General features: G+C 55.6%; 14 protein-coding genes. 13 read left to right on the forward strand and 1 reads right to left on the reverse strand.

What is annotated here, in order from left to right:
• Positions 1-2: 2 nt before the first annotated feature.
• The gene (locus PHA01_RS12190; RefSeq protein WP_271895766.1) at positions 3-965 is read right to left on the reverse strand and encodes a cation diffusion facilitator family transporter; all 963 of its coding nucleotides are present in this window, start codon (positions 963-965) and stop codon (positions 3-5) included.
• 159 nt (positions 966-1124) lie between these two features.
• On the opposite strand from PHA01_RS12190, the gene PHA01_RS12195 reads away from it, so the two are divergent.
• The 13 genes from PHA01_RS12195 (at position 1125) to metK (ending at position 15813) form a co-directional block, all read left to right on the forward strand.
• Positions 1125-3140 (forward strand): hydantoinase/oxoprolinase family protein, encoded by a 2016-nt coding sequence (locus PHA01_RS12195; protein WP_271895769.1) that lies wholly within the window; start codon positions 1125-1127, stop codon positions 3138-3140.
• 104 nt (positions 3141-3244) lie between these two features.
• Positions 3245-5422, forward strand: a complete 2178-nt coding sequence (locus PHA01_RS12200) for a malate synthase G (protein WP_271895771.1) — start codon at positions 3245-3247, stop codon at positions 5420-5422.
• Between the two features lie 9 nt (positions 5423-5431).
• Positions 5432-5944, forward strand: coding sequence for a DUF3859 domain-containing protein (locus PHA01_RS12205; RefSeq protein WP_271895774.1), 513 nt, complete (start codon positions 5432-5434; stop codon positions 5942-5944).
• 98 nt (positions 5945-6042) lie between these two features.
• Positions 6043-6732, forward strand: a complete 690-nt coding sequence (tsaB, locus tag PHA01_RS12210) for a tRNA (adenosine(37)-N6)-threonylcarbamoyltransferase complex dimerization subunit type 1 TsaB (RefSeq protein ID WP_271895777.1) — start codon at positions 6043-6045, stop codon at positions 6730-6732.
• Positions 6729-7232 carry a GNAT family N-acetyltransferase gene (locus PHA01_RS12215; protein ID WP_271895779.1) on the forward strand — a complete coding sequence of 168 codons (504 nt, stop codon included), beginning with the start codon at positions 6729-6731 and terminating at the stop codon, positions 7230-7232. Before tsaB ends, PHA01_RS12215 begins: the two co-directional genes overlap by 4 nt.
• Entirely contained in the window at positions 7233-8081 is an 849-nt protein-coding gene (gene olsA, locus PHA01_RS12220) for a lyso-ornithine lipid O-acyltransferase (protein ID WP_271895781.1), read from the forward strand. It begins immediately after the preceding gene.
• 10 nt (positions 8082-8091) lie between these two features.
• Entirely contained in the window at positions 8092-9531 is a 1440-nt protein-coding gene (gene miaB / locus PHA01_RS12225; protein ID WP_417020955.1) for a tRNA (N6-isopentenyl adenosine(37)-C2)-methylthiotransferase MiaB, read from the forward strand.
• 29 nt (positions 9532-9560) lie between these two features.
• Entirely contained in the window at positions 9561-10580 is a 1020-nt protein-coding gene (locus PHA01_RS12230) for a PhoH family protein (RefSeq protein ID WP_262294371.1), read from the forward strand.
• 17 nt (positions 10581-10597) lie between these two features.
• Positions 10598-11095, forward strand: coding sequence for an rRNA maturation RNase YbeY (gene ybeY, locus PHA01_RS12235; protein ID WP_271895787.1), 498 nt, complete (start codon positions 10598-10600; stop codon positions 11093-11095).
• A 5-nt stretch (positions 11096-11100) separates the two neighbouring features.
• Positions 11101-12201 carry a hemolysin family protein gene (locus PHA01_RS12240; protein ID WP_271895789.1) on the forward strand — a complete coding sequence of 367 codons (1101 nt, stop codon included), beginning with the start codon at positions 11101-11103 and terminating at the stop codon, positions 12199-12201.
• A gap of 64 nt (positions 12202-12265) precedes the next feature.
• Entirely contained in the window at positions 12266-13852 is a 1587-nt protein-coding gene (lnt, locus tag PHA01_RS12245; protein WP_334312017.1) for an apolipoprotein N-acyltransferase, read from the forward strand.
• 100 nt (positions 13853-13952) lie between these two features.
• Complete coding sequence (locus tag PHA01_RS12250; protein WP_112526604.1) at positions 13953-14366, forward strand: helix-turn-helix domain-containing protein; 414 nt, start codon at positions 13953-13955, stop codon at positions 14364-14366.
• Between the two features lie 181 nt (positions 14367-14547).
• Entirely contained in the window at positions 14548-15813 is a 1266-nt protein-coding gene (metK, locus tag PHA01_RS12255) for a methionine adenosyltransferase (protein WP_224507753.1), read from the forward strand.
• The last annotated feature ends 13 nt before the right edge of the window (positions 15814-15826 follow it).

Raw genomic sequence — 15826 nt, forward strand, 5'->3', positions numbered from 1 at the left:
ACCTAAGCCGCCTCGATCTTCTGACGCCGTGCTTTCCAGGTACCGGTCGTCTGGGGTTTGACGAATAGCGTGACAATATCCGGATTGGCCTTTTTCATGGCGGCTTCGAGCCGTTCCACGCAGGCTTCGATTTCGGGTGCCTGGACGCGATCCTCAAACTCGACGCTGAGGCCGGCCACGATTTGTTTGGGGCCCATGTGCACAGTCAAAACACCATTGGCCCTCTGAACGTCCGGATCGCCGTTGGCGATGTCGAGTATTTGCTGTTCGACTTCGGGCAACGCCGATTCGCCCATAAGGAGGCCTTTGCTTTCGCGCGCCAGGAAAATAGCTGTCGCGGCCAGGACAAACGAAATGCCAATCGATGCAACGCCATCGAGTTCCGGTATAGCGAAGATTTGTGCAGTGGAGATGCCGATGAAGGCTATGACTAGCCCCAGCAATGCCGCTGTATCCTCAAACAGTACGGTGAAAACGCTCGGATCCTTGCTCTGCTGTACGGCTCGGACATAGCCAAGGTCGCCTTTCGCCGCGCGAAATTCCTTCAGGGCGACTGACCACGATGCTCCCTCGAAAACCGTTGCAAAGCCCAGCACAACGTAGTTCACAATCGGATTGGCGACAGGTTCAGGGTCCAGGATATGAATGATCCCTTCGTAAAAAGACACGCCGGCACCGACCGCAAAGACGAGCAGGGCCACGATAAAACTCCAGAAATAAAGTTCGCGTCCATGGCCCAGCGGATGCGTCTTGTCTGCGGGCCTAGCAGCGCGGCGAAGTCCATAGAGCAACAGCCCGCCATTGCCGGTGTCCACCAGCGAATGCACACCTTCAGAAAGCATTGCCGAACTACCGGTGAAAAAAGCTGCGATAAACTTGGTTGCAGCAATGAGCAGATTGCCAAGGATCGCAGCGTAGATCACTTTCTTCGATCCAGCGTGCGTCGTTGCTGATTGTGATGACATCGCGATTCCCCTGACCTTGCGAAACGCCAAATGGTTTGATTGGTTCCGGATCCGATCATGACGACGTGTCTTAGTAAGTTGCGGCAGAGAATGGTCGGAATGGCGCTAGCTCTTCGACCATTCATGCGATAACCCTGCCTCAAAATAGTGCAGGGCATCATGAGTGAATCCACAGCTGAAAATGCTATCTTCCTCGGGTTGGATACCGGCGGTACCTATACCGACGCCGTGCTTTGGTCCGAGCAACGCGGCGTCATTGCCAAAGCCAAGTCTTTAACAACCCGGCATGATTTGAGCGTGGGCATTTCCGGCGCCGTAAAGCGCATCATGGCTGAGACATCGGTCGCTCCCGCCGATATACGGCTTGTTTCCATGTCGACAACGCTGGCCACCAATGCCCTTGTAGAGGGGCAAGGCGGCCGTATTGCCCTCGTCATGGTTGGATTCTCCAAAGTTGATCTGGACAAGGCCGATCTTGGCACGGCCCTCGGATCGGATCCCGTCATCTTCATCCCCGGTGGACATGACGTCTATGGCCGGGCACAGCCATTCGATACTAGTGCCTTGAGTGAAGCCCTGCCACAATTGATGCGGGAGGTAACCGGTTTTGCCGTTTGCGCTTATTTTGCCGTGCGCAACTCTGAACATGAAGTCGCAGTTCGAGATCTCGTGCGAAGAGAAACCGGTTTGCCAGTTACCTGCAGCCATGAACTTTCGGCCAAATTGAACGGCCCCCGGCGTGCTTTGACCACTGTTCTCAATGCCCGGCTCATCGCCATGATTGATCGGCTAGTGGCGGCGACGGAAGGTTTTCTCGATGGGAGCGGCATCCACGCCCCGCTCATGGTCGTGCGCGGCGACGGCGCTCTTGTCTCTGCCACCTTCGCCCGGCATCGGCCAATTGAGACCATTCTTTCAGGACCAGCAGCCAGTCTTGTCGGTGCACGGTACATGACGGGCCTCGATAATGCGATCGTCTCCGACATTGGCGGCACGACGACCGACGTCGCGGTTCTCGACAAGGGTCGGCCACGGCTCGACCCCAACGGCGCCACCGTTGGTGGCTTCCGTACGATGGTTGAGGCGGTCGCCATGCATACTTTTGGTCTTGGGGGAGATTCGGAAGTATCCCTTGATGATAATGCCATGGTTCCAGGCATCAAGCTTGGCCCGAGACGGCTCGTGCCCTTGTCGCTGCTTGCCGCCAATCATGGCTCATTTGTCATCGACCATTTGATGCGCCAAGCAAAGGCAGCCACTGCCGGCCGGTTGGATGGGCGTTTTGCGCTTCTTACCGGTGTTCCGGTGCAAATGGCATCCGGTTTGAGCAAAAATGAAGCCGAACTATATGGACGCATCACATCCGAACCGCAGCCGCTGGACAGGCTTTTGAATTCCATATCACAGGCAACCACTGTCAACCGTCTTGTGGCGCGGGGTTTAGTTCATCTGTCGGGTTTCACGCCGTCAGATGCTTGCCACGTTCTTGGGCTGCAGAATAATTGGAATGCAGAGGCCGCACGCTACGGCGCCATACTCTATGCACGGCGTAAGGATGGCGCCGGGCGTCCACTGTGCGATACGCCCGAGGAAGTCTCCCACCGTACCTATTATGCCTTGATCCGGCGCTCGTCCGAAGTGGTCCTCGAGACGGTTTTCGCCGAGGATGGACTTGAAGGACCGGAAACAGTGGCGAGCCCATTGGTTCAGCGGGCCCTTTTGGGCGAGAGCGGGATTGCCGGAGCAAAGCTCGATATAGACCGGCCATTGATTGGGCTGGGCGCGTCTGCACCGGTCTACTATCCGGCCGTGGGTGACATGCTTGGCACAGAATGCATAATCCCTGGAGATACGGACGTCGCCAACGCTCTGGGCGCTGTCGTTGGCCAGGTTCGTGTTTCGGTTGAGGCCCATATCAGCCAGCCCGCCGAGGGCATCTTCCGCGTCATGGCCGGGGAGGTCGTCAAGGATTTTCAGATTGAGGAAGAATCGATCGCCTTTGCCGAAACGACGCTGGAGCATCAAGTCGGGCAGTTGGCATTGGAAGCTGGAACCGACGAGGCGCAGATCAGCATCGCTCGCGACATCAACGCCGCCACAGTCGAGGATCAGCGCAAGTTCATCGAAGCGGTAGTGATAGCGACGGCTTCCGGCAGGCCGCGCATTGCGCATTGAAGCATTCTCTCCAACTAAGCTCGAATTCTGGCGCTATTGAAGAATTGACTGACAATGCTTCTGCGTGTTCAAGGGTAGGCCTAAGAAAATTTAAGGAATGAACTATGGTTGAACGCATCGAAATCAATGGCTTGAAGGTGGCAAAGGAACTCCACGACTTCGTGGCCAACGAAGCTATCCCGGGTACCGGTATCGATGCGGCGCAATTCTGGTCTGGCTTTGCACAGATTGTCGACGATTTGGCTCCGAAGAACCGCAGACTTCTGCAAAAACGCGACGCACTTCAGCAGAAACTGGACGATTTTTATAAGAGCAAGCGCGACAGTGGCTACAGCCAAGAAGAATACGAAACTTTTGTGAGGGGGATCGGCTACCTTCTGCCAGAAGGCGCAGCCTTCGCCGTTTCAACCAGTAATGTCGACCCTGAAATTGCTGTTGTCGCTGGTCCGCAGCTTGTCGTTCCCGTCATGAATGCTCGTTATGCGCTCAACGCCGCCAATGCGCGCTGGGGTTCGCTCTATGATGCATTGTATGGCACGGATGCGATTTCTGACGAGGATGGCGCCGAACGAGGCAAAGCGTTCAATCCGGTGCGAGGATCGAAGGTGATTGCCTGGGCTAAAACGTTTCTCGACGACAGTGCGCCGCTCAATGGTGCGCATTGGGCCGATGTTTCCAGTCTGAGTATCGAAAATCACGAGCTTATTCTGAAGGCCAATGGCAAGCTTGCTGCGTTAAAAGATGAAGGACAGTTTGCCGGTTATCGAGGCGACGCGACGGCGCCGACCGGCATTCTTCTCGTAAAGAATGGCCTGCATGTCGAGATCGTCATCAATGCCGATCATCCGATTGGCAAAACAGATTCCGCACATATCGCCGATGTTTTACTGGAATCGGCTCTGACTACGATTCAGGATTGCGAGGATTCCGTTGCGGCTGTCGATGCGGAAGACAAGGTTGTCGTCTACCGCAACTGGCTCGGCCTGATGAATGGCGATCTCGAAGATACTTTCGAGAAGGGCGGCAAGACGGTTACGCGCAAACTCAATGCAGATCGGGAGTACGCTGGCAAGGACGGCAAGTCTCTGACCGTACCTGGACGCTCGCTCATGCTTGTGCGCAACGTCGGCCATCTGATGACTAATCCTGCTATTCTCGACAGCGAGGGTAATGAGGTTCCCGAAGGTATCATGGATGCGGCGATTACCGCATTGGCTGCGCTCCACGACATAGGACCAGGCGGTCGCCATATGAATTCCCGCGCCGGATCCATGTATGTGGTCAAACCAAAAATGCACGGTCCGGAAGAGGTAGCATTCGCTTCCGAACTGTTTGGAAGGGTCGAAGCACTGCTGGGTATGCAGCCGAACACCATGAAGATGGGAATCATGGATGAGGAACGACGCACCACGGTCAATTTGAAGGAATCCATACGTGCTGCGAAGGAACGCGTCGTCTTCATCAACACTGGCTTCCTCGACCGTACAGGCGATGAAATTCACACATCGATGGAAGCCGGTCCCATGATCCGCAAGGGCGACATGAAACAGGCCGCCTGGATTGGTGCCTATGAGGACTGGAACGTCGATGTCGGTCTTGAGTGCGGACTTTCAGGTCATGCGCAGATCGGCAAGGGCATGTGGGCCATGCCGGACCTGATGGCAGCGATGCTTGAGCAGAAGATCGCGCACCCGAAAGCCGGTGCCAATACCGCATGGGTACCATCACCGACAGCGGCAACACTGCATGCCACCCACTACCACAGGGTCAATGTCGCCGAGGTCCAGGCCAGTTTGAAAAAGCGCGGGCGAGCCAAGCTCAGCGATATTCTATCCGTACCCGTCGTATCCCGGCCCAACTGGACGCCGGAGGATATCCAGCGCGAACTCGACAATAACGCTCAAGGAATTCTCGGTTATGTCGTGCGTTGGGTCGACCAAGGCGTCGGCTGTTCCAAGGTACCAGACATCAACAATGTGGGCTTGATGGAAGACCGCGCAACGCTTCGTATCTCCGCCCAGCATATCGCCAATTGGCTGCATCACGGTATAGCAAGCGAGGCGCAAGTGCTTGAGACGCTGAAGCGCATGGCAGCCGTCGTCGACAAGCAGAACGCGGGCGACCCACTTTATCACCCGATGGCCGCCGACTTCGACAGTTCAATTGCTTTTCAAGCGGCCTGCGACCTCGTTTTCAAAGGCCGCGAACAGCCAAATGGCTATACGGAGCCGGTTTTGCATCGCCGTAGGCTCGAGCTGAAGGCAAAGCAGACTGCCATCTAGGTCAAGAACATGGTTCACTACGTCAGATATCTTGTGTTCCTCACCGCCGTGATGGTGTGGAACACTGGTCTGGCAGAAGAACGACTAACGTCAGCGGTAGAGATTGTCGACTGGGGGCTGACGAGCCCGAAAGAAGTCGGATCCGAAGTTTCACCCGATACACCGACGGGTGTGAACCGGCTGGTCGAAGGTCCAGTCGATGTCACGCGAACCGCGAAAATCCGAGCATGCATCGGCACAAGTTTTGGTATTCTCTACAGAACATCAGATATCGGTGAGGCTGTCCTTCCCATCACGGTCGTGGTTTTCCATCCGATGATCAAAACAGAGGACGGCCGATCGATGCTGAAAAGCAGCTGGCCTGACAGTGCGACGTCCCTGCGGCGCTATGCTGGCTGGGTTTTCGAAAAGGACTTCGAACTCGTTTCCGGTGAGTGGACGATCTCATTGCGTGACCTGTCCGGTCGGGAACTGGTAGCAAAAAGTTTCGATGTGACTGCCGAAAGCTGCCCGATTTCATAGAGGGGAGATGGACTGGGATTGGACGGACGTGAGTTCTATATCCGAACCGTCACACCCGCCTACTTGTGTGCTGGGTGATTCTTGTTTAGGCGAGGCGCATGAAACTGCTTGCGCTCGATACCGCTGCCAATCTTTGCTCCGTCGCCGTTCTCGACGTTGAAAGCGGGACTATACTGGCGGCGTCTAGCGAAGATATCGGCAAAGGGCATGCGGAGCGGTTGATGGGCGCGATCGAGCAGGTGGCCGCTAATGCCCAAATTTCCATCACGGATATTGGCAAGATTGCTGTCAGCATTGGACCTGGCTCATTCACCGGCGTCCGCGTCGGCGTCTCCACGGCGCGGGGCTTCGCACTTGCGCTGAAATGTCCGGCAGTTGGGATCAGCACTCTTCAGGCACTCGCTTATGATGCTGCCAAGGCATTTTCGCAAAGGCCGATCCTTTCGATCATCGACGCACGGCGTGACGAGCTTTATGTCCAATTTTTTGGTGAGGATGGATCGGCGGCATCGGAACCGACGGTGACGACATTGCCCTTGATTGTGAAACAATTGGAAGAACGAGGAGGCGAACCCGTGCTCGCGGGTTCGGGTGCAATTCTAATCGAAAAAGAGCTGGGTCGTCCTCTCGACATTGCCCTAACCACGGCGACAGGAAGCATAGAAGCCTTCGCGCGGCTTGGCGCATTGCGGAGGGACGACGGCGAAGGGCCAAGGCCGCTTTATCTGCGTGGTCTTGATGTCAAGCAACAGCAGGGTTTTGTTCTGAAAAGGAAGATCGTCGAATGATCGGCTTTCCATTCGACACCATGCGATCGCAATCCTTTGTGATTGAGCCGGTTCTTCCAGAGGATGCGCCACATCTGGCCAAGATTCATGAGAGGACATCTCGGCAACCGTGGAGCGACGAGGAATTTCATGCCCTTATCGTCGATGACAAGGTTTTCGGGTTTATTGCTCGAGAAGAGGGCAACCGCAAAGCACAGCCAGGCGGGTTCGTTTTGGCACGTCGCGTGTTGGACGAAGCGGAAATACTCACTATCGCTGTCTCACCCCAGTCGCAACGCAAGGGTCTTGGCCACGCTCTGATGGATGCAGCGCTCCGTTATCTTCACAATGCGCGCGCAACTATGCTGTTTCTCGAGGTCGATGAGCTCAACATACCGGCACTTGCACTTTATCGCAGGCTTAGTTTCAAGCAGGTTGGAAAGCGGCCGGGCTACTATGAAACGGCGGCAGGACGCTCGGCAGCCTTGACGATGCGCCGCGATTTGAAAAAGAGCCGTTGAATGATAGCGTGGTTGCGTTTTCTGGTGACGGCGACGGCGTTTGTGCTCGTTATAATCCTCCTGGTGCCCCTGCAGTTCCTGTTTGTGAAAACCAGCTGGTGGCCACGCACCACCACGCCAATTTTGTTTCATCGGATCGTGCGCCGTCTCCTTGGTTTTCGAGTGCATGTCCATGGCGATATGGCAAAGGGACGGCCCCTTCTGTTGACGGCAAATCATTCCTCGTGGACGGATATCGTCATCCTCGGCTCGTTGCACGAGATGGCTTTTATCGCCAAGGCGGAAGTGGCGAACTGGCCGCTGTTTGGCATGTTGGCCAAGCTGCAGCGGACGGTGTTCATCGAGCGGGAAAAGCGCGGCAAGACCCATCATCAAGCCAGTGAAATCGCAACCCGGCTTGCTGGGGGCGACGCCATGGTGTTGTTTGCCGAGGGAACAACCTCCGACGGCAACCGCGTCCTTCCGTTCAAGACATCACTTTTTGGCGCCGCGCAGGTGGCAATCCGCGATGCGGGCGCAGAAACCGTGACGGTACAGCCGGTGGCGATTGCCTATACACGAGTTCATGGCATACCGATGGGACGGTCACATAGACCGCTTGTTGCCTGGCCGGGTGATGTACCCCTCGGCCCAAGTTTGATTGGTCTTCTCAAAGATGGCGCTATCGACGTCGATGTCTGGTTTGGCGAACCAGTCGTCATCGACAGGAAAAGTGACCGCAAGGCTTTAGCACGGACGATGGAAGAGCGTGTCCGCGCAATGGTGCGATCTTCGGTGATGGGGCGTGATTTTGTCAATCCGGACGCCGAAAGCGACTCAGCTATTCTCAACGACGCCAAAAAGCTTTAGAAGCCTGCAAATGGACGATATGAACATCAAAACTGAGCCGGGCGAAGCTTCCGGCACCGCTCCGCATTCGCCGGCGCTCGCGAATACGCGCAAGGTCTATGTGAAGACCTATGGCTGCCAGATGAATGTCTATGACAGCCAGCGGATGACAGACAGCCTCGCGGCCGAAGGCTATAGCCCGACCGATACCGCTGATGATGCTGATCTCGTGCTGATCAACACCTGCCATATTCGCGAAAAGGCTTCCGAAAAACTCTATTCTGCTCTCGGCCGTCTGCGCAAGATGAAGGATGCGCGGGCAAAAGAGGGGCGCGAACTGACTGTTGGTGTTGCCGGTTGTGTTGCGCAGGCAGAAGGTGATGAGATCACGCGCCGCGCGCCGGTGGTGGATCTCGTCGTCGGTCCGCAGACATATCATCGGCTGCCCCAGGCGTTGGCCCGCGTTCGCCAGGGTGAGCGCGTCGTCGAAACCGAATATGCGATAGAAGACAAGTTCGAGCATCTACCTGCACCTGCAAAAGAGCAGACAAGAAGCCGTGGCGTAACGGCGTTTTTGACGGTGCAGGAAGGCTGCGACAAATTCTGCACCTTCTGTGTGGTACCTTACACACGGGGTTCGGAAGTTTCTCGTCCCGTCGCGCAAATTCTGAAAGAGGCTGAAAAGCTTGCCGATGCGGGCGTGCGTGAGTTGACCTTGCTCGGTCAAAACGTCAATGCCTGGCACGGCGAGGGTCCAGATGGACGCGAATGGGGCTTGGGCAAACTGCTGTACCGTTTGGGCGAGGTCCCTGGAATCGTAAGGCTCCGTTACGTCACCAGTCATCCGCGCGATATGGACGATACGTTGATCAACGCGCACCGCGATCTTGATATGCTGATGCCTTACCTGCATTTGCCCGTTCAGTCCGGCTCCGACCGCATCCTGAAAGCCATGAACCGCAAGCACACAAGTGCCGACTATTTGCGTTTGATCGAGCGCATTCGCGCTGCCCGTTCCGATATCGCCCTGTCCGGTGACTTCATCGTGGGATTTCCGGGCGAGACGGAAGAAGATTTCGAGGCGACGATGCAGATTGTACGTGATGCGACCTATGCTGCGGCCTATTCGTTCAAATACTCGCCGCGTCCCGGCACGCCCGGTGCTGATATGACCGGCCATATCGATGAAGCGGTGAAGGATGAGAGACTCCAGCGCCTGCAGGCCTTGCTCAGTGAACAGCAGTATGCGTTCCAGCGCAGCCTTGTTGGAAAGAGCATGGATGTGCTGATAGAAAAGCCGGGCAGAGTACCTGGCCAGATGGTCGGAAGATCTCCCTGGTTACAACCTGTAATTATCGATGTACACGGGGCAAGAATCGGCGACATTATCAATGTACGAATCATCGACACCGGTACCAACAGTTTGATTGGCATTCGGGAGATGAACTCGGCGAGCAATGGGATTATATAAAAGGCTGAACACTTATTCAGGAGAGCCGTTTGAACGCCACCGAAAAACTGAAACCCGCTCCCTCAGGAGCTTCAGATCTGGCGCATATCGTACTGACATTTGATAATAACCGGCTGGCGAGTGCGCTGTTCGGCCAGTTCGATGAAAATCTCGCCCGCATCGAGCAGAAGCTCGGTGTCGATGTTCGCTCAAAAGGTAATCAGCTTGCCATTCGGGGTGAGCCTGGCGCAACGGAACAGGCACGCAGGACGCTCGATCAGCTCTACGAGCTTCTGCAGAAAGGCCATGACATCTCCGCGTCCGATGTCGATGGCGCATTGCGCATGGCAATCGCCGCCGATGACCAGTTGACGCTCCCGACGATGGAAAACAAAAGCAAGATGGCTGCAGCCCAGATATCCACCCGCAAAAAGACGATCTTCGCTCGCACGCCGACTCAGGATGCCTATATGCGGGCGCTCGATCGCTCGGAAATGGTATTCGGTGTCGGGCCTGCAGGTACTGGCAAGACTTATCTTGCCGTCGCGCACGCAGCCATGCTGCTGGAGCGCGGGCTTGTCGATCGGATCATTCTGTCGCGTCCCGCCGTGGAGGCCGGCGAACGACTCGGCTTCCTGCCGGGCGACATGAAGGAAAAGGTCGATCCTTATCTGCGACCGCTCTATGATGCGCTCTATGACATGATGCCTGCCGACAAGGTGGAGCGGGCGATTGCGGCTGGCGTCATTGAGATAGCGCCGCTGGCCTTCATGCGCGGCCGTACACTCGCCCATTCGGCAATCATTCTCGACGAGGCGCAGAACACGACCGCCATGCAGATGAAGATGTTTCTGACGCGTTTGGGTGAAAACGGCCGAATGATTATCACCGGTGATCCGAGCCAGATTGATTTACCTCCGGGCCAGAAATCCGGATTGGTGGAGGCGCTGAGAATTCTTGACGGCGTCAGCGGGATCGTCACCGTGCGGTTTACCGATGTAGATGTTGTACGGCATCCGCTTGTTGCTGCAATTGTCCGTGCCTATGACAAGGAAGGCGCCAAGCCCTGACACTTGGCGATACTGTCTTGATCGATATCGACATACTGGTTGAAACGGACGACTGGGGCGATGAATCCGTGTTGCGCCATCTGGCGACCAATGCCATTGCCGCTGCGTGGCAAACGCTTGAGCGAGGGGAACAACCGGCAAGCGAACTCAGTCTGGTCTTTACCGATGATGCCACGATCAAGGAACTCAACTATGACTGGCGTGACAAGGACAAGCCCACCAATGTCCTGTCGTTTCCAGCTTTTGCGCTAAAGCCTGGTCAGAAGCCTGGGCCAATGCTCGGCGATATTGTCATCGCGCATGAAACAGTGGCGCGCGAAGCTGTGGATGAAGGCAAGCCTTTCGATCACCACGTCAGCCATCTCATCGTTCATGGATTTCTGCATTTGCTCGGCTATGATCATCTTAGCGAGACGCAAGCGGAGGAGATGGAAGGACTTGAACGCAAAGCCCTTGAACGTCTTGCCATCCCTGACCCATATGCGCTATCCGTCATTGACGATCAATTCGATTGAGGACCATGTCTGACACGTCACACCAGAACGATTCTGCCGCCGCTCCCGCAAAGGGAATGTCGGGGCAGGAGAGTGATGCCGAAGGGCAGAGTAGTACCAGAGCGCAAGGTCCAGAAAAGCGCTCGCTTCTTTCCACCATATTTCCATTTCTGCGCGCTCGCCCCGGTACGTCTCTCAGGGAAGATCTGGACGCGGCCCTGGCCGAAAGCCAACATGGAGACACGGCGTTTTCGCCCGAAGAGCGCGCCATGCTACACAACATCCTGCGCCTGCGGGAGTTGCGGGTCGAGGATGTCATGATCCCGCGCTCCGATATTGAGGCCGTAGAGATTTCCACGACACTTGGCGACCTTCTCAAGGTTTTTGAGGAGTCTGGCCATTCGCGTATGCCGGTATTCGCGGAAACACTCGACGACCCTCGCGGCATGGTCCACATACGGGATGTGGTCAATCACATCACCAATATTTCACGCGTTAAAACCCCGCGCAGGAGCGTTGCGCGCGCACCGAAAACGCCCGTTGCAGCAAAGTTCAACCTCTCCAATGTCGATCTCACCAAGACGATCGCCGATTTAAGCCTCATGCGGCCGGTTCTTTTCGTGCCGCCATCGATGCTTGCCAACGATCTGATGGGCCGAATGCAGGCACAACGCATCCAGATTGCTCTTGTCATTGATGAGTATGGCGGAACCGACGGTCTGGTTTCACTGGAAGACATCGTCGAGATGGTGGTCGGTAATATTGAAGACGAGCATGACGACGATGAAGTGATGCTCGTTGAAGACCCGGAAGGCGTTTTCATTGCCGATGCTCGCGCCGATCTCGATGAGGTTTCTGAAAAGATCGGAGCTGGATTCGTCGTTGGTGAACACGGTGAGGATGTCGATACCGTGGGGGGACTGATCTTCTCGATCCTTGGCCGTATCCCGGTACGGGGCGAGATGGTGCAGGCGGTCCCTGGGTATGAGTTTCACGTGTTGGAAGCTGACCCCCGACGCATTCGCAAGGTACGTATTGTGCCTCTACGCCACGCGGCGGAACGCCGCCCAACCCGCCCTGTCAAGCAAGAAGATCCTGCGGATCAGCCGTCGGATGATGGCCAATGATCATTTTCCTCGTGTCGCGCCTGTGAATGTTACAATATCCCGAGCCGAAAAAGAGACGGGCGTAGTGAAGCGGTTGGCGGGAAAAATCATTCTTCTGTCGGGCTGGAGGCGGGTTGCGCTGGCGTTCCTTATGGGCGCGCTCGCAAGCTTTGCGCTTCCGCCCTATGATTTCTTTGCCGTTTGTTTCATATCGTTCCCGGTTCTTGTCTGGCTTATTGATGGGGCCGTCGACAATGCTGGCGCCGGGCCGATCCGCCGTCTCTTACCTGCCGCGATGGTGGGCTGGTGGTTCGGCTTTGGCTATTTCGTATTCGGGCTTTGGTGGATCGGCAATGCTTTGCTTGTCGACGCTGCCAATTTTGCCTGGGCCATACCTTTCGCCATTCTCGGACTTCCCGCTTTCCTCGCCATCTTTTATGCCCTTGCGGCAGCGCTCGCACGGCTCTTGTGGAGCGATGGTCTTGGCCGAATATTCGCGCTGTCCTTTGGCTTCGGCATCGCAGAATGGCTGCGATCGTTCGTTCTGACGGGCTTTCCCTGGAACGCCATAGGCTATGCGGCTATGCCGGTCCCGGTTCTGATGCAATCATCGGTCATCGTCGGGCTGCTCGCGATGAATGTGCTGGCCGTGATCGTTTTTTCAATGCCTGCGCTGCTGGCAGGTCGGCATGGTCTGAGAACTGGCACTATTCTCGCCCTTGTCCTGATATCTGCCCACGTCGGATTCGGCGTCTATCGTCTCAGCCATGCAAAGGTCGAGGCCAAGGGGCTGCAAGTACGTGTGGTCCAACCATCGATCGCGCAGGATCTCAAATGGGATGCCGACGCACGGCGGGGCATAATGGATAAATACCTCGCCATGACCGGCGAAGTACCCAAGGGCGGTAAGCCCAAGCCGCAGCTCATCGTTTGGCCGGAAACAGCAGTTCCTTATATTTTGACGAAAACGCCGGAAGCACTGAAGAGCATTGCCGACATTCTAACGGATGATCAGGTTTTGTTAGCTGGCGCCATTCGGATGGAAGAGCCCGGCGGCAGTGATGCGCCGCTTTACTACAATTCAATATATTCAATCGACGCCGAGGGAGAAATTACGGGAGCGGCCGACAAGGTCCATCTCGTTCCTTTTGGAGAATATGTGCCGCTGGAGAATATTCTGCGCAGGTTTGGCATCAGCGAAGTTATCGAGCTTCCTGGCGGCTTCACAGCAGCGGCGACGCGTCGTTCGCTTACCGTGAGGGACAATTTCACCGCGTTGCCCCTCATATGTTACGAAGCGATTTTTCCAGCCGAAATGTCTTATGAAGGTCCGCGTGCCGACGCCATTGTCAACGTCACGAACGATGCTTGGTATGGAGACACTCCCGGTCCTTACCAGCATTTCCGGCAGGCTCAATTGCGCGCTGTGGAGCAGGGTCTGCCTCTTGTAAGGGCTGCCAACAACGGGCTCTCCGGTGTTGTAGATCCGTATGGCCGAATCATTGATGCATTGGCGCTCGACGCTGTTGGCGTGATCGATGTCGCACTTCCAACGAAAGTGGAACTACCAATTCGTGCAGGTGCGCGCCATTTTCAATTCTGGATTGTAATTGGCATTGTTCTGGTTGTAACGCTGGCTTATTTTTTTCGCTATAGGGCGAGGGTTGGTTGACATTTCAGACGTGGACCTATCGAATAAAGCCATATTTGGCCCGTTGATGCATTGATGATAAAATTCGTTTTAAGCTTCATTTCATACGAATGAGATTTTTATGACTGATACTAATAAGAAGAGACCGAATCCAGTAGATGTACACGTGGGTGCACGCATTAGGTTGCGACGCAACATGATTGGATTGAGCCAAGAAAAACTTGGTGAAAGCCTTGGAATAACATTTCAGCAAATTCAGAAGTACGAAAAGGGAATGAACCGGGTCGGCGCCAGTCGCTTGCAGGCTATTGGCAATATTCTCAATGTACCGGTCACATTTTTCTTCGACGACATGCCCGGACAATCCGACAAGCCCAAGGGGTTCGAGGAGGAGAGCGAGACCACCTATGTCGTCGGCTTCCTCAATAGTTCCGAGGGGATTCAGCTTGCCCGTGCATTTGCGAAAATCGGCGATGCCAAGATAAGGCGGAAAATTCTTGATCTTGTCCGTACGTTGGGTCACGAAGAGGAATAATCGGCTGAAATGCGTGTTCGGACACTAAAGCGCATTTCGACGTTTTAGAAAAAAATTCTCAAACTGCCATTTGTTTAAAAACGAAAGCAATTGACTGATCCTCTCGACCTTGGCAAAGACTACGCTGCCCAATTCAGACTTTGCTGATTGAGCATTCGTTCGCTTTCAAGAGGGGTTCCCCGTGACACGCAGTTCTTATCTTTTTACCAGTGAGTCCGTATCTGAAGGTCATCCAGACAAAGTCTGTGACCGCATTTCCGATGAAATCGTAGACATGATCTACAAAGAGGCAAAGAAAACGGGCGTTGACCCGTGGACTGTGCGCATTGCTTGCGAAACGCTGGCAACCACCAACCGCGTCGTGATCGCCGGCGAAGTGCGTGTGCCTGACACATTGCTGAAGAAAGACAAGGACGGCGTCGTGTTGAAAGACGCCAAGGGACATCCGGTAATCAATCCCTCGCGCTTCCGCGCCGCTGCCCGCCGCGCCATTCGCGACATCGGTTATGAGCAGGACGGTTTCAACTGGAAGACGGCAAAGATCGAAGTGCTCCTGCATCCACAATCAGCTGATATAGCGCAGGGCGTTGACAATGCTGCCGACCGCCAGGGTGAAGAAGGTGCTGGCGATCAAGGCATCATGTTCGGCTATGCCTGCCGTGAAACACCAGACCTGATGCCAGCTCCGATCTATTATTCCCACAAAATTCTGGAACTTCTGGCTAGTGCTCGCCACAAGGGCGAAGGCGAGGCTGGTAAGCTCGGACCGGATGCCAAGAGCCAGGTTACTGTGCGATATGTGGACGGCGTTGCAGCCGAAGCTACGCAGATCGTGCTTTCGACGCAGCATATGGATGCGAGCTGGGATTCCAAGAAGGTTCGCAAGGTCGTGGAGCCGTATATCCGCGAAGCGATGGGCGATCTGAAGATCGCGGACGATTGTGTCTGGTACATCAATCCTACCGGCAAGTTCGTTATCGGCGGGCCTGATGGGGATGCCGGTCTGACGGGCCGCAAGATCATCGTCGACACGTATGGTGGCGCCGCGCCCCATGGCGGTGGTGCATTCTCAGGCAAGGATACGACCAAGGTCGATCGTTCCGCCGCTTATGCCGCCCGCTATCTTGCGAAGAACGTCGTTGCTGCCGGGTTTGCCGATCGCTGCACGATCCAGCTCTCCTATGCAATTGGCGTTGCCCAGCCGCTGTCGGTATATGTTGATCTGCATGGAACCGGCAGCGTGAATGAGGATCAAGTGGAAGCCGCGCTTCGCAAGGTCATGGATCTCTCACCAAGCGGCATCCGCAAGCATCTCGACCTCAACAAGCCGATCTATGCCAAGACGTCCGCCTATGGCCATTTCGGTCGCAAGCCCGGCCGCGACGGCTCCTTCTCCTGGGAGAAGACCGATCTGGCCAAGCAGTTGAAGTCCGCTCTGGCCGCTTGAGCGGCCATTGCAA

This window comes from Candidatus Phyllobacterium onerii (assembly GCF_028331445.1).
Classification (GTDB): domain Bacteria; phylum Pseudomonadota; class Alphaproteobacteria; order Rhizobiales; family Rhizobiaceae; genus Phyllobacterium; species Phyllobacterium onerii.

Excerpts from the sequence above, each read along its gene's own strand:
- PHA01_RS12190 (WP_271895766.1), bottom strand. The coding sequence starts at position 965 with ATGTCATCACAATCAGCAACGACGCACGCTGGATCGAAGAAAGTGATC.
- tsaB (WP_271895777.1), top strand. The coding sequence starts at position 6,043 with ATGAAACTGCTTGCGCTCGATACCGCTGCCAATCTTTGCTCCGTCGCC.
- PHA01_RS12205 (WP_271895774.1), top strand. The coding sequence starts at position 5,432 with ATGGTTCACTACGTCAGATATCTTGTGTTCCTCACCGCCGTGATGGTG.
- PHA01_RS12195 (WP_271895769.1), top strand. The coding sequence starts at position 1,125 with ATGAGTGAATCCACAGCTGAAAATGCTATCTTCCTCGGGTTGGATACC.
- miaB (WP_417020955.1), top strand. The coding sequence starts at position 8,092 with ATGGACGATATGAACATCAAAACTGAGCCGGGCGAAGCTTCCGGCACC.
- PHA01_RS12215 (WP_271895779.1), top strand. The coding sequence starts at position 6,729 with ATGATCGGCTTTCCATTCGACACCATGCGATCGCAATCCTTTGTGATT.
- PHA01_RS12240 (WP_271895789.1), top strand. The coding sequence starts at position 11,101 with ATGTCTGACACGTCACACCAGAACGATTCTGCCGCCGCTCCCGCAAAG.
- olsA (WP_271895781.1), top strand. The coding sequence starts at position 7,233 with ATGATAGCGTGGTTGCGTTTTCTGGTGACGGCGACGGCGTTTGTGCTC.
- PHA01_RS12200 (WP_271895771.1), top strand. The coding sequence starts at position 3,245 with ATGGTTGAACGCATCGAAATCAATGGCTTGAAGGTGGCAAAGGAACTC.
- PHA01_RS12250 (WP_112526604.1), top strand. The coding sequence starts at position 13,953 with ATGACTGATACTAATAAGAAGAGACCGAATCCAGTAGATGTACACGTG.